We start from the raw sequence: 23,933 nt of genomic DNA, 5'->3' as shown, positions 1-23,933 counted from the left end.
ATACGAAAATGTGAGCCGGTTATGAAACTTAATAAACCTGTAAAATTCAAACGTCCGGAAGGGCTGACTTGCCGCCGTTATATCTTTGCCGCGGCGGTGATTTGCTTATTATTAACTGGAAGCCTCTCCGAAGGAGAAGAATTTCTCCAGCCTTCGGGGGCCAAGTACGTAATTTTAATGATCAGCGACGGCTGGGGGATAAAACACATAGAGGCGACTGGTAAATACACCGGACGCGCTCCGGCATATCAATTCTGGGACCCATACTGGATGTCAACCTATCCCGCGGGCGGCGGCTACGACCCCGAGCTCGCATGGTCGGATTTCGATTATGTCAAAAGAGGGCCGACCGACAGCGCAGCGTCGGCAACCGCAATGTATACCGGCACAAAAACTAAGTCGTCGATGTTAGGCGTATCGCTCGACGGTGAACGCCTGTATTCAATCGCGGAAAAAGCCAGAATGTTCAATATGGCCGTGGGAGCGGTAAGCACTGTGCAAATATCACACGCAACTCCCGGGGCCTGGTACGCGCATAATGATTACAGATTTAATTCATACGCGATTGCCGAGGAGGGTTTGTTCGGGGATCCACATGCAACGTACGACGAATGGGACTGGAATGAGAGGGCCAGGTATCTTGGTCAAAAGGTTTTTAAAAGGGTGCCGAGGTCGCGGAAGGTATTCAAGGATTTATATACCGGAGACCGCGGCCCGTCAGACCCTATAGACGTTTTAATAGGCGCTGACGGTCTTGGCCACTCGGGTGAGAGCTACCTGAACGATTACATTCGCGGCAGGCTCCGGAATGAAAGCTCTGAGCCGGATAAACACACACTGATTGAGAGCGTCGACGGAAAAGATAACGGAGCGCGTTTAATCCGGACGGCTGAAAACGAAAATATAACCAAACTCGTGGGTTTGTTCGGACACAGCTACCGTTTAGCCGATGGATCAGGACGTAATCTTGACAATCCGACGCTTGCTGAAATGACCACGTCTGCTCTAACAGTTCTCGCCCGCAACCCCCACGGTTTCGTATTACTTATAGAGGGCGGGGCTGTCGATTACGCGGGGCACGATAACGACATGAACCTTATGATAGGGGAACAGATTGATTTCGATGAAGCGGTTCAGGCCGTGGTTGACTGGGTTGAAAACCCTTCTAACGGAAGCGACTGGGAAAACACTCTTGTAATCGTTACGGGAGACCACGAATCAGGCTACCTGACCGCAGGGCCCGGCGTGTTTCCTGATCAGCTGCTTGGTGAGGTGAGCGACAGAACCATATCTCTTGAGAAAGAGGTTGATAACAGCGACTGCCGCGCCAGCTGGGAAGACGGAAATGAGAACAATACTATAGACTCGGGCGAGACCGTTTTCTGGGTCTGGAATACGTGCCGGAATTCGGCACACACAAATAACCTCGTACCACTGTATGCCAAAGGATTGAATTCCGAACTGTTCGCAACTTTTGCGACAAAGTCAGACCCTGTGCGCGGCTCGTACATCGATAATACCGATGTTCATAAAGTTATGGATACCGTACTATCGCCTCCGGTAATAACAGACGATACGGGAACGGAAATGGTCTTGATTCCCGCGGGTGAGTTCCGGATGGGTTGTAACAAGGACGAATATTCTTACTGTCAGGATTACGAGAATCCTCTTAGGCTTGTCCATGTAGATTCTTACGCGATTGACAAGACGGAGGTAACAGTAGCGCAGTACGGCGAGTGCGTCAAAGCCGGTCGCTGCAAAAGCGACAATCTCAATCTGCCCGAGTTTAGAGGTTCGGAAAGACCGGAGCTGTCATTTCAATGTAACTGGGGAAAGAAAGGAAAAGAGAGTCATCCGATCAATTGCGTGGATTTGTCTCAGGCTGAAGCATATTGTCATTGGGCCGGAAAGCGATTGCCGACTGAGGCGGAGTGGGAAAAGGCGGCAAGAGGAACCGACGGAAGAATTTATCCGTGGGGAAATAATGATTTTAACGGAAAGAAAGCTCTAGCAAATCTAGGGGATGAAGAGGCGAAACGTAATAACCCCAAACTGGATACCGTTAAAGGTTACAATGACGGTTTTTACACAACCTCGCCCGTGGGCTCTTTTCCACAAGGGGCCTCCCCTTACGGTGTTTTGGACTTGGCGGGAAATGTTTGGGAATGGACGGGAGATATATGTGATTTTGAGATAAAACGCAGTATTAAGGGTCGTATTAAAAATTTCATCTCCCGTATTATTTCGACGGGCGAGGAAGCTATGAGCAATGACTACAGCCGCGAGGATTCCCTCTGTGTCCGCGGCGGTTCATGGAAAAATGCGCCTTCACGTGTAAGGGTATATCATCGGGCCAAGGATATTCCCAATGAAAGGTTTGGAAACACCGGTTTCAGATGCGCCCGCTAATTTGTGTTCTTTTTTTGTAGCATAGAGCCGGTATATTGTCTCGCCTCTATAAAACCAGAAACCGTATAAAAATTCCAGAAATATTGAGCAGGAAATATTGAAATTAAATAAAATTGTTAAACTTATCCTGACAATTACAATTTTAGCTTTATTCGGGGCGCATTGCGGGGAGCCGGAAGGCGAGATAAGCAGATGGCTTAATCTATCAAGCAAACACGGGGACCTTCCCGAGCCCGGTCCGTCCACTCAGCAGACAGCCAGTTTAGTCCTGGATGTGGATAAAGACGGACTGAATGACTTTGTAATAGGGAGCCGAGAAAACGGGTCTTCCGTTTATTGGTATAAACGCGAAGCAGTCGGGTGGAAGAAATATATGATTGAGAAAGACACTCTTCCCGTGGAGGCGGGAGGGGCATTTCACGACATCGACCGGGACGGAGATCCTGATATTGTTTTCGGGGCGGACGCGTCGGATAACAAAATGTGGTGGTGGGAGAACCCATATCCGGATTTTGATCCGGAGCTTTCATGGAAAAGGCATGTAATAAAAAATTCCGGCGCAAACAAACATCACGACCAGGTGTTCGGAGACTTCGACGGCGACGGGGAGGTGGAACTCGTCTTCTGGAATCAGGGAGACAACAAGCTTTTTTTGGCTGAAGTTCCCCCAGAGCCTGAAAATACCGAACCCTGGCCGTATACTGCAATTTTCACAAGCGAGTCCGAGTCGGAGGGCCTTTTCTCAGCAGATATTGACCTTGACGGAAAACAGGATATTGTCGGAGGTGGACACTGGTTTAAGCACCTGGGGGGAGATAATTTTGATCCTCAAACTATAGATAAGAATCAGGTGTTTTCACGGGTAGAGGCGGGACAATTAATTAAGGGAGGGCCGCCGGAAGTGGTTTTTGTCATAGGAGACGGCGTGGGACCGTTGAAGTGGTACGAGTGGAAGAATGGCGGGTGGAAAGGTCATGATCTTCTGAAGTTTGACGTCTATCACGGTCACTCGCTTGAGATCGAGGATATGAACGGCGACGGCAATTTGGATATTTTCGCTGCGGAAATGAGGCCTGACGGCAATAATGAAGACGCTAGAATGTGGATTTTCTACGGTAACGGTAAAGGAGATTTTAAAAAGCGGGCTATTTCCGTCGGATTCGGCAGCCATGAGTCCAGGGTGAGTGATCTGGACGGTGACGGCGATCTCGATATTTTGGTCAAACCTTACAATTGGGACACCCCGCGTATAGACGTCTTGCTGAATAGCTGGGACTGGAAACGCCGTGTGGTGGACGCGGGCAAGCCTTCAATAGGCGTATTTATCACATCCGCTGATCTGAATAATGACGGAAGGAAAGATCTTGTCACGGGAGGTTTCTGGTACAGGAATCCCGGCAGGATTAATGGGAAGTGGAAGCGTATTCCGATCGGCGATAGGTTCAATAATATGGCTTCGGTTTATGACTTTGACGGTGACGGGGATATGGACATACTGGGGACGGAAGGCGAAGGCTCCAGTCCTAATTCCGATATGCTATGGGCTGAAAACGACGGTTCTGGGAATTTTAAGATACATACAAACATACCCCCCGGGGATGGTGATTTTCTTCAGGGCGCAGCCGTTGACCGTTTTCAAGGTGAAAGCCTCCAGATTGCCCTGTCGTGGCACGAGGATGGAAAGGATATTCAGCTTTTGACTGTTCCTGATAATCCTGCCGATAGCCGGTGGAGAATCTCGACTGTACCCGGTTTTTCACAGAATGAGGCTTTGAGTGCAGGAGATATAGACCGGGATGACGATCAGGACTTGCTTCTGGGTACCAAATGGCTCCGGAATGACGGTTCGTCATGGGAGGAGATGACGATAATCGAAACAGATGACGCTCCCCCTGACCGCAATCTTCTTGTGGATATTAATCAGGATGGGAGGCTCGACGCCGTGGTCGGGTACGAGGCGGTCAGCAAACCCGGAAAGCTCGCGTGGTATGAGCAAAAAGGCGATGCTTCAGCTCCTGAATGGGAGGAGCACCTGATCGGGATTATAACCGGGCCCATGAGTCTCGATGTGGGAGATGTTGATAAAGACGGGGATACGGACGTGGTGGCCGGTGAGCACAATATAGACGAGCCTTCAAGAGCCAAGCTCTACTTTTTTGAGAATAAGGACGGCGGCGGGACCAAATGGAGCAGTCATATTATACATATGGGCGATGAGCATCACGACGGCGCTCAGCTTGCCGATATTGACGGCGACGGGGACCTCGATGTTATCTCAATAGGCTGGACGCACCGGAAAGTAATTATTTATGAGAATAAGTCGCTACAATAAATTCTTCAGATTATACCAATAATCTCAGATTTGTTCAGTCAATAAAAGTTATTGACATATAGTAAACGCGTTTTTATATTTAGCGGAAAGATTATTTAAAACGTTCGTCCGGGTAAAGGTAGTGGATGACGAGAAAAATCAAAATGAAAATTTTGTGACTAAGAATATATGAATACTACTAATGCAATAGAGTCCACTTCTACAGATATAATTAATGATAACAGGAAGTTATGTCAAGGGTTTTTTCTTGTTGTGATCTTGAATTGTGAAGAGTGGAATATGCATGAAATCCGCTAAGATACTTAAAACTTTACTCGCCATTTTAATTATATTGGTAGTCCTGTTCGCTATATGCGAAGGGCTCATCAGGGTCTATCTCCACTACAACACAGTTTATGATATAGAGATGACCCGCTACGCAATGAACGTAAAGGAGGACTCGGAGAATCCAAAGATAGGGCACGTACACAAACCCGGGAGCGAAATTGAGCTCATGGGTGTAAACGTGTCAATAAATTCAGACGGGCTCAGGGACAGGGAATATCTAAAAGAGAGGAGGGATGCTTACAGGATAATATTCCTCGGAGACTCGTTAACGTTCGGCTGGGGGGTCGAGCAGGAAGGCACGTTCCAGTACGTACTTGAAGAGGAGATCGGTAGAGCCGCGCCAACCGAGATCATAAACTTCGGCACCGGGAACTATAACACGGAGCAGGAAGTAAACCTGTTTTTCGAAAAGGGGGTTGAATACAATCCCGACAAGGTGGTGCTCTTTTACTTCATTAACGACGCCGAAGCCACATCCGAGAAATCGGGTCTCTGGTTCCTCGGCCACTCGCACCTTATATCCTTTTACTGGTCCAGGATCAACTCTCTTATGAACAACATTTTCGCCTCAAAGAGCTTTAAGGATTATTATACTGCCCTTTACATGGACGATCAGGAGGGGTGGATAAATTCGAAAAAGGCCATGATTGAGCTCAGGGACTATTGCCTTGAGAACGGCATCGCGTTCCAGGTGGTGCTCCTGCCCGAGCTCCATGATACGGATAACCTTATATTCAGAGAAGTATATGATAAAGTATCTCTTTTTCTACAGCAGAGCGGAATAGAGTACATGAGTCTGGCAAAGCTATTCTCAGACTATGGGGATCAAATGGAACTCTGGGTTAGCTACGACGACGCTCACCCCAATAAGCTCGCCCATGGTATTATTGCCGAATCCTTAGTTGAATTTATTTCTAAAAAGGAGACAAATTAGTGCTGGGTAAATTCTTCTCCAAATACAAAAACTACCTTATAGCTGCCTTCGCAGTTTTCGTCGTCCTCACCGTGCTTCTGATTGTTCTTTCTTCAGGGCCTCAGAGGGGAGCGTTTAATTACCAGATATTCTAGCGCTTATTCCATTATAATGGCTTATGATGTAGCTATAGAGGACAGTTTCCACTAACTTCTGGAGGACAGGATGAATTGGAAGAAAGATAAGCACTGGAACGAATAAGGTCATTTACAGCGGCAACAGGATTATACGAACTTCTAAAACCCCACTTATGCAAGCAATAGGTGCTTAGCTTACGTTCTGCAGTGGTTTCCTTTATTTATACTCTGTTCTGGTAAACAAGTTTTGCAATAGAAATTTGTTAGAAGGGAAAAAAGCTTTTGACCGATATTACGTAAGGGAAGTTCCTTTTTTCTCGCTCTGCACTCTTTTTCTATGTTTAGCGGAAATCTTTGTAAATATTGACTGAACTTTCGGCTTCGATAGTAATGACTTTTAATTGAAATTATTAGAATGAAAATGGCCGGAGTTAATTAATATGCAGAAAAATAGGAATACATTGTCCAGGACTGTTCTGGTTTCCTTAATCTTTATAATTATTACGCTAATCTTTACATTGTTTTTTGCTGAAATTGTCTTGAGATTTTATCATTATGGACGATTTTCGATTGTTAAGAACAATAATTCTAGCCGTATAAAGCTTAATCGTTATGACGAAGAACTGGGCTGGACTAATATTCCCAATTTTGAAGGATATCTCTCAGATCCAAAAGAAGGATTCAACGGATTTGTTAAATTCGATGAAAATGGAATTAGAGTGAACGATAATGACTTTAATGCTGAGGGTGAAGCGATATTAATGGTTGGTGGCTCTGTAACTGGCGGTTTTGAAGTTGACAACAACGAAACATATTCAGCTGTTCTGGAAAGGCTATTTTTCGAAAATGGTTGCAATTATCGAGTTTATAACGCTGGGGTAAATGGCTATGGAACGGACCAATCATTGTGGCTCTTAGAGAGACTGTTAAATATTGTCAAACCAAAGTACGTTATTTATATGTTTAGCAGTGATGACTTCGTAGATAATAGAAGTATTAAAATATCGAATACTTTATGGGGAAAACCAGCATTCGCATTCAGTAACGAAGAACTTATTTTGGTGAACAGACCTTCGAAAAAATTTGAGATTTCTTATTACGCCTATATTAAATATACAGATGATGGCTATGATATTACGCAGGGATACATTAATGAAACGCAGCTGTCGATAAGGACGTTTATCAAAAACAATTTTGCTTTGTATTATCCCTTAAGAAATATCTATACATACTTCAAAATTTCTCCAGAGAATCGTATGGAGAAAGAAGTTAGACATGAAGACTTCCAGGTTCTGGAACTTATTTTAAAAAGCATGAAAAAAGACGGTATCGAATTACTTGTTACATCCAAAACAGATAAAAGTGATGAAGAATATATTGATGATTTGATAAGAATATCGGATAAACTGAAAATAATGTACCTAAATATATTGCCGTATTTCCCTGAAGACCCGGCAAATTATCGTTGGAAAAACGACGGACACTGGAATGAGAAAGGTCATCTCCAAGCAGCAACAGCGTTATATGAACTTCTAAAACCCCGCTTGTGCAATAAGGAGACGGACATCAGTCTCACGCAAGAGTAGATTCATGAACGATATTAGTCAAAAATTATATCACCGAGCTATTTTTTCAAACATAAAAATATTTAGGTGAATAAGGTCTCAAATATTATGTCAAGATTTGCAGCAATAAGTGAACATTTTAAAGAGGTGGATAAGCAGAGGAGAAATTGTCATAACCGGCGGAATAATATAAAGTTCCAGGATTCCAGCCTTTATAATTTTATGTGTGTACCGGAGGAATGTGTCGTATGTCATTCCTAAAAGGTATAACCAATAGAATGGGCATAGCCGGGGAGCTCCTTCAGTTTTTTCTTCAGAACAAGTGGTGGTGGATCACTCCGATGCTTCTTATACTTCTCCTTTTCGGATTCCTTATCATTTTCGCACAGGGCTCTGCCGTGGCTCCTTTTATATATACGTTGTTTTAGTAAATAGATCTTAGAGACTGAATTTCTTTAAGATAAAGGAAACGTCACAATTCCATATAATTATTTTTATAGAGAGATCGTAACAGGATTTGAGTGATACCGATTATATCGGCTGGCTTATTATCTGCATGATAAGTCTCAATACCCGTTACTTGCGTTAATGAACAATTTATACTTAGGCATTCTTATTTCTGCGGTCTTGAATTATGAGTGGAGGAATATACTTGAGTTCCGAAGTGCCAGGATTAATCGAACAAAGTGCCGCTGGAGAATATAAATGTCCAGGTTGCTACGGAGAATCGATCTCTGTATTTTACAGGGTCAAAGGCGTGCCGGTTCACAGCGTTTTGTTGCTTGAAACAAGGGACGAGGCAATAAACTATCCAACTGGGGATATTGCGCTCGGATTTTGCAGCTCATGCGGGTTTGTCTCGAATTACGCGTTTGACTCACAGCGTCATGAATATTCGTCGAAGTACGAGTCCTCTCAGGCTTTTTCCCCTACTTTTAACACTTTCTCCAGGCGACTGGCGGAGCTTCTGATAGGGCGGTACGGGCTTCATAAAAAAAATATTGTAGAAATAGGCTGCGGGCAGGGCGAATTTATCAGTCTCCTGGCACAGCTCGGAGGTAACCACGGCATCGGTTTCGACCCGGCTTACGAGGGCTCTAGAAGCTATAACATCACGGAACCTCCCTCTAACGTAACTATTATTTCCACAAGCAATGAAGGACCCCTGGACAGAGACCATCCGGATTCATGTGACGGATGCGTAACTTTTGTAAGTGATTTTTATGGAGAGAAATATCGAATGGAGGATACTGACTTTCTATGCTGCAAGATGACCCTCGAGCATATACAGGATACTTCAAATTTTATAAAAGATGTCAGGAATTCGTTGGGGAAAGGAAGTGAGACCATAGTCTTTTTTCAGATACCCGAATTCACACGCATTCTGGATGAGCTTGCGTTTTGGGATATTTACTATGAGCATTGCTCGTATTTTGCCCCCGGACCGCTGGCACGTCTCTTCCGTAGCCGCGGGTTTGAAGTAACTGACGTATGGACTGATTATGACGATCAGTACCTGATGATTGAGGCCTGCATTAATGGAAACGGAAACGCCGATCGGCCCGCACCTGAAAATGATATTGAAAATCTCAGGAACAAAATAGACTGCTTCTCAAAAAATTACGGGCAAAAGCTGGATGCATGGAAGGGCCGTCTAAATGAGATCAGGGAGAAAAATCTTAAAGCGGTTCTGTGGGGATCGAGCTCAAAAGGTGTTTCGTTCCTCACGACACTAAAGATTCCATATAGTGAGCTGGAATATGTAGTGGACATAAATCCCTACAGGCAGGGGAGCTATATGGCGGGAACCGGGCAGGAAATCGTCTCTCCCGGGTTTTTGCGGGACTACAGGCCCGATGTTGTGATTGTTATGAATCCGATTTATTTGACGGAAATAAGAGAGCAGCTCGCAAGTATGAAATTAAGCCCCGAAATTATAACGGTCAACGATATATAGAAGTCTTTCCCGGATAAAAATTCGCGTTTTCAATGATTAAATAATGATTGATAATGAAAGGGCTTACTGTTTAGATTGTGAGTGTGTTTTATAATCCGCACACCCTGAAACGGTAATACTTTTCAACTGCGGATTTGGCATATTTAAACTGACCCCGTGATCCGGTGGGATATGAAAACGGATTTAACGTCCGGTGGCAGGGGCAGTCCGAAAAACAAATTTATACAGGTAAAAAATAACATGGCTATTAATTGTCCTATATGTGAGTCGTCGAATCACTCCGTATTCCTTTCAATCAGCGAGGTGCCCGTTCACTGTAACCTGATTTGCTGCCAGTACGGTGAGGCCTTAAATGTTGTCAGGGGTGATATTGATTTGGCATTATGCAGGAAGTGCGGCCATGTGTTTAATGCGGCTTTCAATCCCGCTCTTATGCGATATTCGGGAAGTTACGAGAATTCTTTGCATTTTTCCGAAAGGTTCAGAGAGTATACCGATTGGCTGGCAGAACAGTTAATTGAGCGTCATTCTCTTAATGACAAGAAAATCGCTGAAATAGGCTGCGGGCAGGGAGACTTCCTGAAACTGGTTTGCAAGAGGGGCGGGAATGAGGGAATCGGTTTTGATCCGGGTTACAGGGGAGAGCTTGACTCCGAGGGAAATAACCATGCTGTCAGGATCATTAAAGAATTTTATTCCGATCAATTATCCGAATCACAAGTAGACTTTATTATTTGCAGGCATGTACTTGAGCACATTTATGATCCCAGAAATTTTCTGGATCATATTAATCGGACGGTTGACAATAATCAAAATACAAAATTATTTTTCGAGGTTCCAAGTTTGTTGTGGACTCTCCGTGATTTTTCAATCTGGGATATCATATACGAGCATTACTCTTATTTCAGCTCCTATTCGCTAAGCCGGCTTTTTTCCGGATGCGGTTTCTCCGTTCACGCGATATACGAAACTTACGAGAAACAGTTTCTTTGTATCGAGGCTTCTAAATCCGCGCATCAGAATGGAAATTTCAGACTCGACGATAACTGCGTCGGAGAGCTTCTCAATTACACAGGTGATTTTACACAGAGATTTCAAAACAAAATAGCCGAATCAAAAAACTTTTTAACGAATTCTATACGAGATAAAAAGAAAGTTGTTTTATGGGGCGCAGGCTCTAAGGGGGTTACTTTCTTGAACATATTGAATATTAAAGATCAGATTCGTTATGTGGTGGATATTAATCCCCGAAAACAGGGAAAATATATTGCCGGCACGGGACAGGAAATAGTAAACCCGAAATTACTGAAAGATTACAAACCGGATTATATAGTTGTGATGAACCCGATCTACTTAAATGAAATTAAAAAATATGTGCGGGATGAACTGGGCTTATCCGGTAAACTATTGGCTGTATAATATTTGAATCCCTTATTGGAAGTTGCAATTTACATATAGATCCCCTTTAGTTTTAATATTTGGGATCAATCCTCAAATTCATGATCTAACGGAGTCGCGAATGAAAAAGGCACTTATAACTGGAATTACGGGACAGGACGGTTCGTACCTCGCTGAATTCCTGATGTCCAAAGGATATGAAACTCATGGTCTGATAAGAAGATCAAGCAGTTTTAATACCGAAAGGATTGACCACATTTATGTCGATCCGCACGAACCTGAAGCTCGACTGTACCTTCACTATGGAGATTTAAGCGATTCGAGCCAGATGACGAACATGATATACAAGATTGAGCCTGACGAGATATATCACCTGGCGGCGCAAAGCCATGTCAGAGTGAGTTTCGATATGCCGGAGTACAGTAATAACATTACCGGGCTCGGTACCGTAAGAATACTCGAATCCATAAGAAGGAGCGGCATCAAATGCCGTTTTTACCAGGCGTCGAGCAGTGAGATGTTCGGTGCCTCACCCCCGCCGCAGAACGAATCTACGGTGTTCCAGCCCAGAAGCCCTTACGCGTGCGGGAAGCTCATGGCTCACTGGACGGCAGTGAACTACAGGGACGGTTATGATATATTCGCCGTAACCGGAATACTCTTTAACCACGAGTCTCCCAGAAGGGGAGAAACATTCGTAACAAGAAAAATAACAAGGGCCATAGCCAACATACTGAGGGAGCGGCAGCAGTACCTCTTTCTCGGAAATCTGGAGCCTACGCGTGACTGGGGGTACGCCCCCGAGTATGTAGAAATCATGTGGAAGATGCTTCAGCAGGATACTCCTCAGGATTTTGTAATCGGGACTGGCGAAACTCATTCGGTACAGGAGTTCGTAGAGGAGGCTTTCTCCTACGTCGGGCTTGACTGGGAGAAATATGTTAAAACCGATCCGAACTATTTCAGGCCGACCGAGGTAGAAAGCCTGAAATCGGATCCCGGCAAGGCGAGAGATGTTCTGGGGTGGGACGTAAAAATCGGATTCAGCGACCTCGTTAAAATAATGATTGACGCTGATATGAGGGAAATGGGTCTCGAACCCGTAGGAGAGGGCGACAGAATACTAAAAGAAAAATTCCCCAATAGATGGTGGAAAAGGGATTGAGAATCTTATTGAATAGGGAGAACTCAGCTTCATTTATTTATTATTGTGATAAAGGTTAATTATGATGAAAGAATTAAGCTCAAAACGCATACTTTTAACAGGGGGCAGTGGGTTTCTCGGTTCCTGCGTCGTGGATGAACTTGTTTCTAGAGGAGTTCCGCGGGAGAATATAGTGATACCCCGCAGCGGAGACCTTGATTTGAGAAAGTGGGAGAACTGCCTGGCCGCCGTAAAAGATACGGACGTGGTGATACATCTCGCGGCTAAGGTAGGGGGCATAGGCTTTAACTTGAAGTTCCCCGGCGAGCTTTTTTATGATAATGCCATTATGGGCATACAGTTGATGGAAGCTTCCAGACAAGAGGGGGTGGATAAGTTCGTGGCTGTCGGTACCGTCTGCGCTTATCCGAAATTCACGCCGGTTCCTTTTAAAGAGGAGAATCTATGGGACGGGTACCCCGAGGAGACAAACGCACCTTACGGAGTGGCTAAAAAAGCCCTCCTGGTTCAGGCACAGTCTTACAGGAAGCAATACGGTTTTAACGCCATATATCTGGTACCTGTAAATCTCTACGGCCCGGGCGATCATTTTGATCCGGAGGACGCTCATGTAATTCCGGCGCTTATTTTGAAGTTCTTCGACGCAAGGCAAAGGGGGCTGGAGAAGGTTCTTGCCTGGGGGACGGGCAGCCCGTCAAGGGAATTCCTCTACGTAAAAGACGCGGCGCGTGGAATTGTCATGGCTACTGCGGGGTATGACAAAGGTGAACCCGTGAATCTGGGTTCCGGAGAGGAAATCAGAATTAGGGATCTCGTATATATGATAAAAGAGATGGTGGGTTATGAGGGAGAGGTTGAGTGGGATGCCACACGTCCCGACGGTCAGCCGAAAAGAAAACTGGATGTATCAAAAGCGAAAGAGGAGTTCGGTTTTGAATCCCGTACATCCTTCAGCGAAGGACTGGCCAAAACAATCGAGTGGTATAAAGAAAACAGGCTTGGATAATTAGCAATAAAATACTTCTTGGGCTTGATTCCTTTAATTCATTCTAATTAAAATTTATTCCCTGTTTCTTAATGAATACTTAAACACGGGGACAATTTTTTGTACCTTATAAAATAGTTTACGAAAAAAAAAGTAGGACTATAATTAATATGGGGTATTATTGAAATAACATAAATTAGTTTGCAGGCTGAAAAGGGCAAACCGTTAGAAATAACGGGACGCAAAGCTACTGGCCTAAGTCCTCGTACTCACTTTGTAACTCGAGTGCCATGAAGGATACGGCAGCAGAGTTGCCAGCATAGACAGAACCTCTTCACGTCTGCAATTTAAAGACTTGAGGAGGAACTGAATGTTCTTATCAGGCAGGGTATGTAATGCTGTAATAATAATCCTGATTGCTTTTTCCTTTAATTTTATCAGTCCGTATTTTTTAAACGCTGCGGAACTTATCCTTTCCTGGAAGGACAACTCAAACAACGAGGACGGATTCGATATCGAGCGCAGCTTGAGCGAGAACGGCCCCTTTCAGAGGATTGCGCGATTGGGTCCGAATTCAACTTCTTACAATGATTCGTCTATATCCCGCAATATCGAATACTGTTACAGAGTGACGGCTTTTAATGCATACGGCGGCTCATCGGGCGCGGCTGTTTGCGCTATCCATCCCCGGACGGGAGGCGATTCCAATACCATATTCGTGGGGCAGGAAGAAATTTTAATCTTTGATGATTTCGAGGGATACGGGACAGGTAAAGACCCCGCGAGTTGGAAGGATACCAGGAGGAATAACAGTTTTGTAGAAGATCCCGGGCTTTTTACAACGAAAGCGCTTGGAAATGAAATTGCTTTCGGAACGGAGTCCAGAGATACAAATATTCATTCCCACTACGCGGGCGAAGATGCCCTTAACTGGACGAATTACACATACACCGGAAGGATGTACATAACTAATAGAGGCGGAGGAATAGGGGTTACATTCTTTAGCAGGTACCCCGAGAAACGGGATATTTACTACCGCCTGAGAAGATATGCCCAGAGGCCTGAATTTCATATATCGGCGCACGGGACCTCTGTAAAAGGGGATACGGATTCAGGGGTTAAACCTTTTGCCAACAGATGGTACAGGTTCCGGATAGAGGTAGAAGATACGGTGACACGGACAAGTATAAGGGCTAAGGTCTGGCGGGAAGGAGAGAAAGAGCCTGACAGGTTTCAGATAGAGGCCTATGACGACAGTGTTACAAGGATAAACTCAGGCACTATAGGGGTTTGGACTATGGGGAGAGGGACAAAACTTTTCGACGACCTTGCGGTTTCATCTGTTGATACGGGTGTGCAGGCACGGCCTTTAAATAATCCCCCTGTCGCGGCTTTTGATATGGACCCGCCTGAATCCGCTGTAGTCGGGGAGCGTGTGTTTTTCGACGCGGGAGGGAGTTTCGACCCGGATGGCGAGCCTTTGAGCTATGCCTGGGATTTTGGCGACGGCTTTACCGAAACGGGGGAAACAGTTAATCACACCTACAGCGATCCGGGAACATACGATGTTACATTGACCGTGAGTGACGCCGGATTGTCAGATTCAATTACATCTCAGATTGCGGTTGATCTTACCGTGAATTCCGTTCCTGTGGCCGTAATCAGGGTTGACCCCGGTAGCTCTACTCTACCCGGGAGAACCTTATTTTTCGACGCAGGAGGGAGTTTCGACCCTGACGGTCATCCGCTTAACTACACCTGGGATTTCGGTGACGGTTCGACAGCGACAGGATCTGGGGTGAGTCACGGATTTTCCGAGCCAGGCATGTATGAAGTTCTCCTGGTTGTGGACGACGGCCAACTGAGCGATACTGAAATTATTGAAATTGTTGTGGATGCAAAATCGCACTCTCTTTTGTTTTCGGAAGATTTTGAGGAGTACGAGGGAGAGGGCGATCCCGAAAACTGGATGGATACCGGCAGCAGGAATAGTTTTAACGAAGATGCGTCCCTGTTCAAGACGAAAAAAGTCAGAGACACGGTCGCGTTTGGCACGAGTTCAGGATCGAGAAATATTCATTCCCACTACACAGGAGAAGACGCTACAGAATGGACTAACTATATCTATACAGGGAGAATGTTTATCACAAACAAAAAAGCCGGGGCGGGCGTTACTTTCTTTAGCAGGTATCCCGAGGGAAGTGATGCTTATTACCGTCTGGGTAGTTATGGTCGAAGGCCCCAATTGCACCTGGCCTCCCGCGGGACCAGGATTAAGGGGGATACAGATTCAGGAGTCTTGCTTGAGGTTAACAATTGGTATGAATTTCGGATAGAGGTCGAGGATACGGGTACGGAAACTAATATAAGGGGCAAGGTCTGGAAGGAGGGGGAGCGTGAGCCCGAAGAATTTCAGATAGACGCTTATGATGACAGCAGATCAAGAATTACTTCCGGTGCGGTAGGTGTGTGGAGTACGGGAAAAGGGACAAAGCTTTTCGATAATTTGGAGGTCAGGCCGAGGTTATAACAGGAGGATTGTGATGTTTGATAATTTTACATTTACGTTCAGGACTATTTTAATTGTACTTTTTATTTCCGCGGCGGTTTGCGGTGAAGCATTGTCCCAAACCGTAATACACGTGGATAACGAGAACCCGTCCGCTTCGGATGATAACCCGGGGACCAGCAATCTTCCCATCAAGACAATAGCGGGAGCCGCGAATCTGGCCGATCAAATTAATAAGAGTAATACCCCGGTGACAGTACTAGTGCATCCGGGCACTTACAGGGAATCCGTAATTCTTCCTTTTATCTCCGATCATTCGAATACCCCTGCCGAGATAGTTCTCGAGGCGGATTCAGCGGGAAGTGTGATTGTTTCGGGTTCTGATGTCTGGACGGGATGGACAAAAAAAGCAGGAACCGATATCTATACCCATAACTGGACCTACAACTGGGGCGCGGTGCCGAATCCCTGGCCCAGTGAAACTCTGGAGAAAATAGTAAGAAGGAGGGAGATGATTTTTATAGACGGTAATTTGCTCAAGCAGGTGCTGTCGATTGAAGAACTTGAAGAGAAATCGTTCTATGTGTCGGAGGATGAAAACAAGGTTTATGTATGGCCGCCTGCGGATGTGAATATAAATGACTCCACCGTAGAAGTTGCGGTCCGCTCGGGTCTACTTATTGTTAACAACAGAGAAAACGTGACTATAAGAGGATTTATCTTTCAGCACGATAATACCGGAGTTGATGGGAATGCGGTGGAAATAAATAATTCTTCTAATATTTTAATAGAGGGCTGTTCGTTTATCTGGAACAACTGGGGAGGGCTCAGATTCAACGGGTCTACGGATATTACCGCTCGTAGAAATATTGCTAATCATAACGGCGGGAGAGGAATTGAGGCATGGAGGATCAAGAACCTGTTGTTTGAAGAGAATACAACCTCCTTTAACAACTGGAGAGGGGTTAGAGGTAATTTTACCGGTTTTGCTGTAGCCGGCATGAAACACCTTAGAATTCACGACGCGGTATATAGAAAGCATATTTCTCTTGGTAATATGACGCGGGGGTTCTGGTGTGATTTTGATTGCGAGAATGTAGTCATAGAAGATTCAATACTGGCGGATAATCTCAAAGACGGAATATTTATCGAAGCAAATCAGGGTCCGTTTACAATAAGGAATACCGCCATCTGCAACAATAAAAACGGTCCAGGAGTATTAGCAGCAAATGCCGAGAACGTCGAATTGGAAGGAAATGTTCTATATGGAAACGGTGATACTCAAATAGCTTTAAGAGGCGTTACATCGAGTAGAGCCGTTAGTAATTGGGAGACCGGGGAAGAAATGCACTTGAGATCAAAAAACTGGACAATGAGTAACAACGTTATTTTAGGCAGTAATTCGGGTCAAACGCTAATAGACGTTAAAGAATCCCCTGCGGACATTTTCATTGATACTATTAATTCCGATAACAATATATGGTATAACGCCGAAAACGCGAATGTATTTAAAGCGAACGGCACACACGACTTTAACGGATGGAAATCGATTACAGGTCAGGATACGAACTCGGTTTTCGGTGATCCCGACACAAGTAATATGACGGATAAACAGAATAACCTGCTGGATACGTGTATGAATCAAACATCTATCTCAATTTTCTCAGTCAGTGTAGATGCCATTACCCATGATTCCGTTGAAATATCGTGGAGCACAAGCGAGCCTGCAGACAGCCAGGTTGAATATGGACCGACAGAATCGTACGGAAGCACTAGCGAACTGGACACCTCCCTTGCTTTTGATCACAAGGTATTGCTAACCGGTCTGAGTCCCGAAACCACGTATCACTTCAGGCTGATATCGAAAGATCAGAGAGGTAAAACCTACCTCTCGTACGATTTCACATTTACCACGGCCAAATTTGCCGATAATTCCCCTCCCGCGACGCCTACCGTACTCACGGCGATCGTAATATCCAGTTCTCAAATCAATCTGTCGTGGGGATCTTCTACGGATAATGTCGGAGTGAGTGGTTACCGGATATACCGGAATGGTTCCGCGACTACTACAACCACGGATACATACTATTCAGATACCGGTCTTAAGCAATCCACTAAATACTCTTATACCGTTACGGCGTATGACGCCGCCGGTAATGAATCGGAGCATTCCGCACAGGCCTCCGCGACTACGTTAGTGGATTCAGCCAAATTACCTCCGGAGGCTCCGGGCAATCTCGAAGTGAAAGTTCCCCAGCCCTGAATTTATGTCGGTGGTCCGGTAGCTCACAGGTCTATTTGAGCTGGGGTTAAAGATAGTATCGGAAATCTTTGCAGGTGGTTTCTAAATCAGTATACGCCGGGTCTAATAATAAAGTCTTTTTAAACTATATTGTTTTTTTAGTGATACCCTCCGGTTTATAACGCCCTCCATACCTGAACAATCCTTATTTTATTTGCCTGCTGTAAGGATTCCGTTTTCAACCCTTCCCGTAGTTTTCATTAGTAGTCTTATTAGTTTTCTTAGGGGGTGTATGAAGCGCCCCGGCTGCGTGTGTCAAACTGTCTTCATGTGCTGTAGGTAGAGCGGTGTCTTCACGCTCCGCTCGCATCCCAATCCCGGTCTTCTTCCTTCCACTGGGAAGGAATGTTTCTCACAACGTTTATCCTGAGTTTATCGAAGGATTCGAACTAACATGCTTCGACCTGGCTCAGCATGAGTGGGCGGATGGTATCCGCTGACATAAGGGAGTGAAGCGGCTTGAGGGGATTTTCGGTACAGCAGACATGTCGAGTAGAAATCGCAGAATCACGTTATATGCGCACCCCATCCTGACCTTCCCCCTTGCAGAGGGAAGGAAATCAATTTTACGGGACAAGGATGGCGGAGGAGATTCTGAGAAATCGTAAAAACACATTACGTGTGCATGCTTCGACCGGGCTCAGCATGAGTGGGCTGGGAATCGCCCGCTGAATATTTTCGCAGGAGTTTCAGAGAAATTGAATATGAGCATAGATTCTGTGCAGAAATCTTAGAATCTCATTACTTGTGTTATTATGCGGTAATAACATGAGGCAAAATAAATACTGGTCTTCAGTTTAACAGGGTATTTGTATGAGGTTAGTAAGCCGTCCAATCACTCTTTCTCATCGCAACTGTTCCTCAAGTGTGAAGATCAAGCTTTCATGAACTGCAATACTCTTTGTTGAGTCAGGTATGGGCAACCCGTTTTTGCCATTAGATAGACAGCTTCCCGATTGAGTAAAAACCGTGACTATGTGAATAATGTATATACACTTGTACGATAACACAAATGCCATATTGGTGTCAATCAATTAAAATAAGAAATTAAAAGCTGAAGATAACTGGTTAATTTCTGATACAATATGACTTGTATTTCTTAGAATTCCCGGTGAATCCGGGTTTGGCAAATTGGATGAAGCGAATGCAATTATTGCCTGACTTTAGCCGAATAAATGGTATGCCATAAAAAATTACTGAAAATCGGCTTTTAATCCGTTAGGCTTTTAGGTGAGGGTTAGAACACAAACCCATACAAATGGAGAAGTGACATGAAAAAAACGGTATTAACAATTTTCAGTTCATTAATTTTGATAAGCGGGTTCGGTGCGGGGGTATATGCGGACCCTCCGCCCTGGGCGCCCGCCCACGGATACCGTGACAAGAATGACGACGGTGTGGATATAGTTTTCGATTCGGGATTGGGGGTTTATGCGGTAGTTGACGTGCCCGACATATACTGGGACAGCGATTATTACTACCGAGAGAGAAACGACAGGTGGGAGAGGAGCTCGAATCTGGACGCGGGCTGGATACTCATAGAAACGAACGATATTCCTCCCGGACTCCGAGGAAAGAAGAAGGAAAACAAAGGAAAGAAAAACAATTAAATACTTTTTCTCATACAATAATCATAAGGGGTAAATTATAATGAGATCGAAAGGCGGGTTATCGTTTGCTTTATTTATTGTGGGGACAGGATTGTTGATTTTATGGGCGTACGGTGCTGCGAACGCCGCAAGCCCTGCCATTGGAAAGCCCGCGCCGGATTTTGAATTTACGGATATCGAGGGCAATACCGTAAAGCTGTCCGATTTCTCCGGAAAGTACGTAGTGCTGGAATGGTTCAATCACGGATGCCCGTTTGTGAGGAAGCACTATAAAAGCAAAAAGATGCAGAAACTTCAAAAGCACTACACCGCAAATGACGTAGTATGGATTGCAATAAATTCGACCTCTGATAAGCACGGCGATTACCGGGCTGCCGGGGAGTCCAAAGACGACGCGTCCGAGAACGGCACGGCTGCAACCCATATAGTGCTCGACCCCACGGGCGATATTGGTTTGGCATACGGAGCGAAAACAACGCCGCACATGTTTATTGTTGATCCTCAGGGAAAGCTGATATACGCAGGGGCGGCGGACAGTATTAAATCGACGGACTTAGAAGATATTCCAAAAGCGACCAACTACATAGATCTCGCCCTTACGGAGTCCATGGGGGAAGATGAAGTTTCCCAGCCTGAGACAAAACCGTACGGCTGCAGCGTGAAATACAAGTAGGAGCCGACCACCACGGGATGTATATATAATTTCTGCACGGGTATACCAGATGCAGAGTGCGCCTAATAAGAGAAATGAGAGCCAGGATAATTTGTGTCAACAAGCGGTTCAACAGGAGCACATGATCGTCTGCTCCGGTCTCCTTCCGTATTGAAAAGTTCATTTTAGAATGAGAGTAAACTTAACCTCTAGTTCGTAGAGTCCGATTACATATATTGCCAGAAATAATCATCTTCCTTGTCTTAAGGAGCCTTATTCTCTTGCTCGTTTGATTGTCACTCCTCCGATGCGGCAAGCTTCCCATACTCTAATTGTTTTTTATTGTCTGGTAAGTTAATTGAATTATCGGTCTTCGGAAAATGTCATTACCTTAACCTTCTATATCGGCTCGGCCCCGGAGAGCGGGATTAAAATCATCATACCCTTCGACCGGACTCACGATGTCCGGGATTATTTAATATGAATATATGTCGGGGGTTAGTTATAGGAGAAAATAGATTCTCCATGTTAGGCAGGGAAATTATTTTGTGTAAAATAATGTTGTCCATCTCTTCTACGGATTAACAATATATGGGAATATCAAGGGAATTCGATCAATGAAAAAATTAGATAACATGGAAATTTTCGACAGACACATAAAGGAACACACCGCCAACGGCAATATGCATCCCGGCGAAAACTGGTACGAGCGGGAATACCGTGAAGGGGAGGATATACTCATGAGATTTTCGGACCTCGACTGGCACTCGTTAAAAAAGATTTTTGGCAGCAGAACTCATATCTGGCAGGAAGCGTGTGTTTACGTGCTGGGTGAAACGCATACAGAGGGGGCGGCCGGTATGCTCGCCGACATATTCATCAGGGGAAAGGACAATATATCTTGCTATTCTGCAATCTTCCTGTCAGAGCAGAACCTGGATATTTTTTCTGAAGACATTAAGGAGCAGATCAGGCTGAGGGCTCACGAACTGTTCAAAGACAATAGCTATAAGCAGTACGGTGAGCATTATAGGATATCTTTGGAGAACATTCGTGAAAAGCTGAGGCCGGTTTAGGCCTCCATGTATCCTTATTATTAAGCAGGGCCTGACAGATATATGGTGGACGAGCGGTTGTTGTTCATAAAGAAAGAGGATGTCTATCCGGAGCTGCATGAAACGCGTTTAATGTCCCTCCCCGGTGTGGATATGTTCTCTAAAATTATCATTAACACTCCTGAAATTTTGCTTGTAACTGAATCTCGAATCCCGTATCTTTTGTTAAAAAGAGTAAGAGGAAGTTTGCGGATATCATGATTCACCCTAAACCTGAAATTGAAAGCAGCTAGATTTGTAAACTCGTATAGAGAGACCTCCGGCATGCAGAAACCATTAATTAATTTCAGTTTTTCAGGGGCCTCGGCGTAAGATATCTATTATTTTGAGGGGAGATTTTCGGGAAGAAGACTTAAAGTTTATGTTGTAAATATAGTATAATCCTGCATTTCTATCCCGGGTCCGTTCTCTCCACCTACCGCCATCTTGGATTCCGGGATAGGATGTAGGAAATTTATTGCAACTGCTCTGCTACACTTAATAATTTACATAATTAGCAATGCATATTTTGTACTTGTCTCTTTTCGTAGATTAGAATTAGGGTGGTGTTATTTGGGATTATTTGTGATATTATTGTAGATAAGATTAGTTCGATATTTTTATAAAAATTTGCCGCTTGATATTTGATATGGGTAAGGGCAACCCGATATGCGGCGTAGTTGTGCTGCTTGGACCTTCAGGTTCAAGCAGCACTTTTTTTTGCACGGGCCGATTATTTTGCTCATTACCTAAATATCGCTATTTTCAAAAAGCTTGCGGTTAGACCCGTCTCAAAAACTTTCCTCAGATTCCGGACCCGATTATAGACAATAGCAAATTGCAATGTTGTATTTACATGAAAGTATTAATGGACAGGAAGGGATTCGTACTTAATAATATTTAATATTCTGAATATTAGGTCGACCATATCAGGAGGGGATATAAATGAAATATCTTGTGATGGGAACTGAAGGCCCGGGTTTTTATTCACCTGAGGAAGCGATGGATGTTCTCGAAAACGTTGTTATTCCTACTTTCGATGAGCTAAAGGAACTTGAGGATGAAGGAACAATAGTGGGGGGAGTTCCGGTAGGTGAACGTTCGTTCGTATTTATCGCTGAAGCGGAGTCGAACGACGACCTTGACCGTATACTACGGGCACTTCCGGCCTGGGGAGTATTGGAATGGGAGGTTACTCCTGTTCAGGACCTGGAGGCTAGGGCGAGTATTGAGAGGCAAATACTGAAAGACCTAAAGACGGGAAGCTAGGTAATTTAAGTTTTGTCAATAAGTCTGGTCCAAAGGATTAGATCGATGAGGTCATAAAGCGACAAAAGATCGAATTTTCCAAACCTCTTAGCATAACTTCGAGATATTGAAGCAACGGTAGGGGGCTTCAGTTTAGTACTTTTATAAAAAATATGATCTACAGGTGGTCTCGCTTCAGTCCGTTCAGGGGGGCATCTTGCTCTTTTCGATGAAACGCTGCCAATGAAGGGGTAATTCCTCCTCCTTTATCACGACTCCGTCAGAACAAAAATCACAGGCTCCGCACTCGGCGCACTCCTCCAGCCCGATAACGCAGTGCTCCGGACAGTGCGTTCCTTCGACATTCTTTACAGTGTTTTCCTTATTATCGCCCATGGTTCCACGTAAATGTAGATTAGCATAGAATCAGCCACGTGTCTTTAAAAAGAAAGTATATCCAGAATGCGAGGGGAGTACTAACCAATTTTCAGAGCGAAATCACCGGGTTATTCTTCTTGTAATGTAAAAATTAGCGGGACGAATACAAATGATCTGAAAAGCCCGTATATATGCTTTGTTTGATTATAATGGTTCTGGTTATTTAATATTTTTTTTCGGGTGTTGGCAGTGAGATTAAGAGGTGATAATATTGCAATTGACTTAATCAACTCTTACGGAGGCGATTTAGAATGAAGACGATAATTATATTAATTGTTTTGATTGTTTTGATTATAGCCTGGTATCTTTTCCGTCCTGAGAAGCTTTTTATAAGCTCAAAAATCAACGAAGACTTCCCTAATACCGGTAGCGAGGAAAAGGGTGCTCCCGAAATTATATCGCAGGGAGAATTTCACGGCGTAGCTCATGAGGGAGAGGGTCTCGCAACTATTTATGATATGGGAGACGGTCACAGAGTACTTCGTTTTACAGACTTCGCTGTTTCAAACGGCCCTGATGTTCATGTCTATCTTGTTTCTGCTGAGGATCCTAAAGACAGTAAAGAAGTTAAGGAGTCCGATATATATGAACTAGGCTCGATAAAAGGGAATGTGGGAAATCAGAATTATGGTTTGGGCCCTGATGTGGAACTGTCAAAATATAAATCAGTCGTGATCTGGTGTAAACGATTTGGAGTTAACTTCGCGGTTGCAACGCTGAAGCCTGAATGAGCCGGTGGCATTGATATCTTACTCGTGCGCAATCGTTGTCCAGGACCATTGCTTGTAAAGACAGAGAAAAAGAAAATATTTCTTCTTTTCTTGATAAAAAGAAGTAAAAATGACCGACTGCACAGAATGTGGCTAAAAATCCCTTATGAACGCTAAAATGT

The 23,933-nt window shown here is 44.5% G+C and carries 18 protein-coding genes and 1 riboswitch; of the genes, 17 read left to right on the top strand and 1 reads right to left on the bottom strand.

The genetic code is table 11. From position 1 onward, the window contains the following. The first annotated feature begins 21 nt into the window (after positions 1–21). From RIG61_07600 to RIG61_07525, 16 genes are all read left to right on the top strand, one after another. The gene (locus RIG61_07600; GenBank protein MEQ9619026.1) at positions 22–2,409 is read left to right on the top strand and encodes an SUMF1/EgtB/PvdO family nonheme iron enzyme; all 2,388 of its coding nucleotides are present in this window, start codon (positions 22–24) and stop codon (positions 2,407–2,409) included. Positions 2,410–2,506: 97 nt separating this feature from the next. After that, a complete protein-coding gene (locus RIG61_07595; protein MEQ9619025.1) occupies positions 2,507–4,741 on the top strand; it encodes a VCBS repeat-containing protein in 2,235 nt (744 codons plus the stop codon). A 283-nt stretch (positions 4,742–5,024) separates the two neighbouring features. Then, positions 5,025–6,002, top strand: coding sequence for a GDSL-type esterase/lipase family protein (locus tag RIG61_07590; GenBank protein MEQ9619024.1), 978 nt, complete (start codon positions 5,025–5,027; stop codon positions 6,000–6,002). Then, on the top strand, positions 6,002–6,136 hold the full coding sequence (locus tag RIG61_07585) for a hypothetical protein (GenBank protein ID MEQ9619023.1): 135 nt from the start codon (positions 6,002–6,004) through the stop codon (positions 6,134–6,136). Before RIG61_07590 ends, RIG61_07585 begins: the two co-directional genes overlap by 1 nt. Before the next feature lie 422 nt (positions 6,137–6,558). Further along, positions 6,559–7,704 (top strand): hypothetical protein, encoded by a 1,146-nt coding sequence (locus RIG61_07580; protein MEQ9619022.1) that lies wholly within the window; start codon positions 6,559–6,561, stop codon positions 7,702–7,704. A 227-nt stretch (positions 7,705–7,931) separates the two neighbouring features. Next, positions 7,932–8,111, top strand: a complete 180-nt coding sequence (locus RIG61_07575) for a DUF5989 family protein (protein MEQ9619021.1) — start codon at positions 7,932–7,934, stop codon at positions 8,109–8,111. Between the two features lie 224 nt (positions 8,112–8,335). Further along, positions 8,336–9,640 (top strand): class I SAM-dependent methyltransferase, encoded by a 1,305-nt coding sequence (locus tag RIG61_07570; protein ID MEQ9619020.1) that lies wholly within the window; start codon positions 8,336–8,338, stop codon positions 9,638–9,640. A 171-nt stretch (positions 9,641–9,811) separates the two neighbouring features. After that, positions 9,812–11,059, top strand: a complete 1,248-nt coding sequence (locus RIG61_07565; protein ID MEQ9619019.1) for a class I SAM-dependent methyltransferase — start codon at positions 9,812–9,814, stop codon at positions 11,057–11,059. A 100-nt stretch (positions 11,060–11,159) separates the two neighbouring features. Beyond that, on the top strand, positions 11,160–12,203 hold the full coding sequence (gmd, locus tag RIG61_07560) for a GDP-mannose 4,6-dehydratase (GenBank protein ID MEQ9619018.1): 1,044 nt from the start codon (positions 11,160–11,162) through the stop codon (positions 12,201–12,203). 64 nt (positions 12,204–12,267) lie between these two features. Beyond that, the gene (locus RIG61_07555; GenBank protein MEQ9619017.1) at positions 12,268–13,209 is read left to right on the top strand and encodes a GDP-L-fucose synthase; all 942 of its coding nucleotides are present in this window, start codon (positions 12,268–12,270) and stop codon (positions 13,207–13,209) included. Between the two features lie 185 nt (positions 13,210–13,394). Next, positions 13,395–13,507, top strand: a riboswitch (cyclic di-GMP riboswitch). Between the two features lie 51 nt (positions 13,508–13,558). Continuing rightward, positions 13,559–15,718 (top strand): PKD domain-containing protein, encoded by a 2,160-nt coding sequence (locus RIG61_07550; GenBank protein MEQ9619016.1) that lies wholly within the window; start codon positions 13,559–13,561, stop codon positions 15,716–15,718. Positions 15,719–15,731: 13 nt separating this feature from the next. After that, entirely contained in the window at positions 15,732–17,960 is a 2,229-nt protein-coding gene (locus RIG61_07545) for a right-handed parallel beta-helix repeat-containing protein (GenBank protein MEQ9619015.1), read from the top strand. 1,310 nt (positions 17,961–19,270) lie between these two features. Next, on the top strand, positions 19,271–19,609 hold the full coding sequence (locus tag RIG61_07540; protein MEQ9619014.1) for a hypothetical protein: 339 nt from the start codon (positions 19,271–19,273) through the stop codon (positions 19,607–19,609). Between the two features lie 40 nt (positions 19,610–19,649). Next, positions 19,650–20,282, top strand: coding sequence for a redoxin domain-containing protein (locus RIG61_07535; GenBank protein MEQ9619013.1), 633 nt, complete (start codon positions 19,650–19,652; stop codon positions 20,280–20,282). A 596-nt stretch (positions 20,283–20,878) separates the two neighbouring features. Then, positions 20,879–21,337, top strand: coding sequence for a hypothetical protein (locus RIG61_07530; protein MEQ9619012.1), 459 nt, complete (start codon positions 20,879–20,881; stop codon positions 21,335–21,337). A gap of 963 nt (positions 21,338–22,300) precedes the next feature. Then, complete coding sequence (locus RIG61_07525; GenBank protein MEQ9619011.1) at positions 22,301–22,624, top strand: muconolactone Delta-isomerase family protein; 324 nt, start codon at positions 22,301–22,303, stop codon at positions 22,622–22,624. Positions 22,625–22,807: 183 nt separating this feature from the next. On the opposite strand, the gene RIG61_07520 is transcribed toward RIG61_07525, so the two are convergent. Continuing rightward, a complete protein-coding gene (locus RIG61_07520; protein ID MEQ9619010.1) occupies positions 22,808–22,999 on the bottom strand; it encodes a hypothetical protein in 192 nt (63 codons plus the stop codon). A 293-nt stretch (positions 23,000–23,292) separates the two neighbouring features. On the opposite strand from RIG61_07520, the gene RIG61_07515 reads away from it, so the two are divergent. Beyond that, a complete protein-coding gene (locus RIG61_07515; GenBank protein ID MEQ9619009.1) occupies positions 23,293–23,772 on the top strand; it encodes a DM13 domain-containing protein in 480 nt (159 codons plus the stop codon). The last annotated feature ends 161 nt before the right edge of the window (positions 23,773–23,933 follow it).

Source organism: Deltaproteobacteria bacterium, from assembly GCA_040223695.1.
Classification (GTDB): domain Bacteria; phylum Desulfobacterota_D; class UBA1144; order Nemesobacterales; family UBA2774; genus JAVKFU01.
This window is presented reverse-complemented; position numbering and strand designations above follow the sequence as displayed.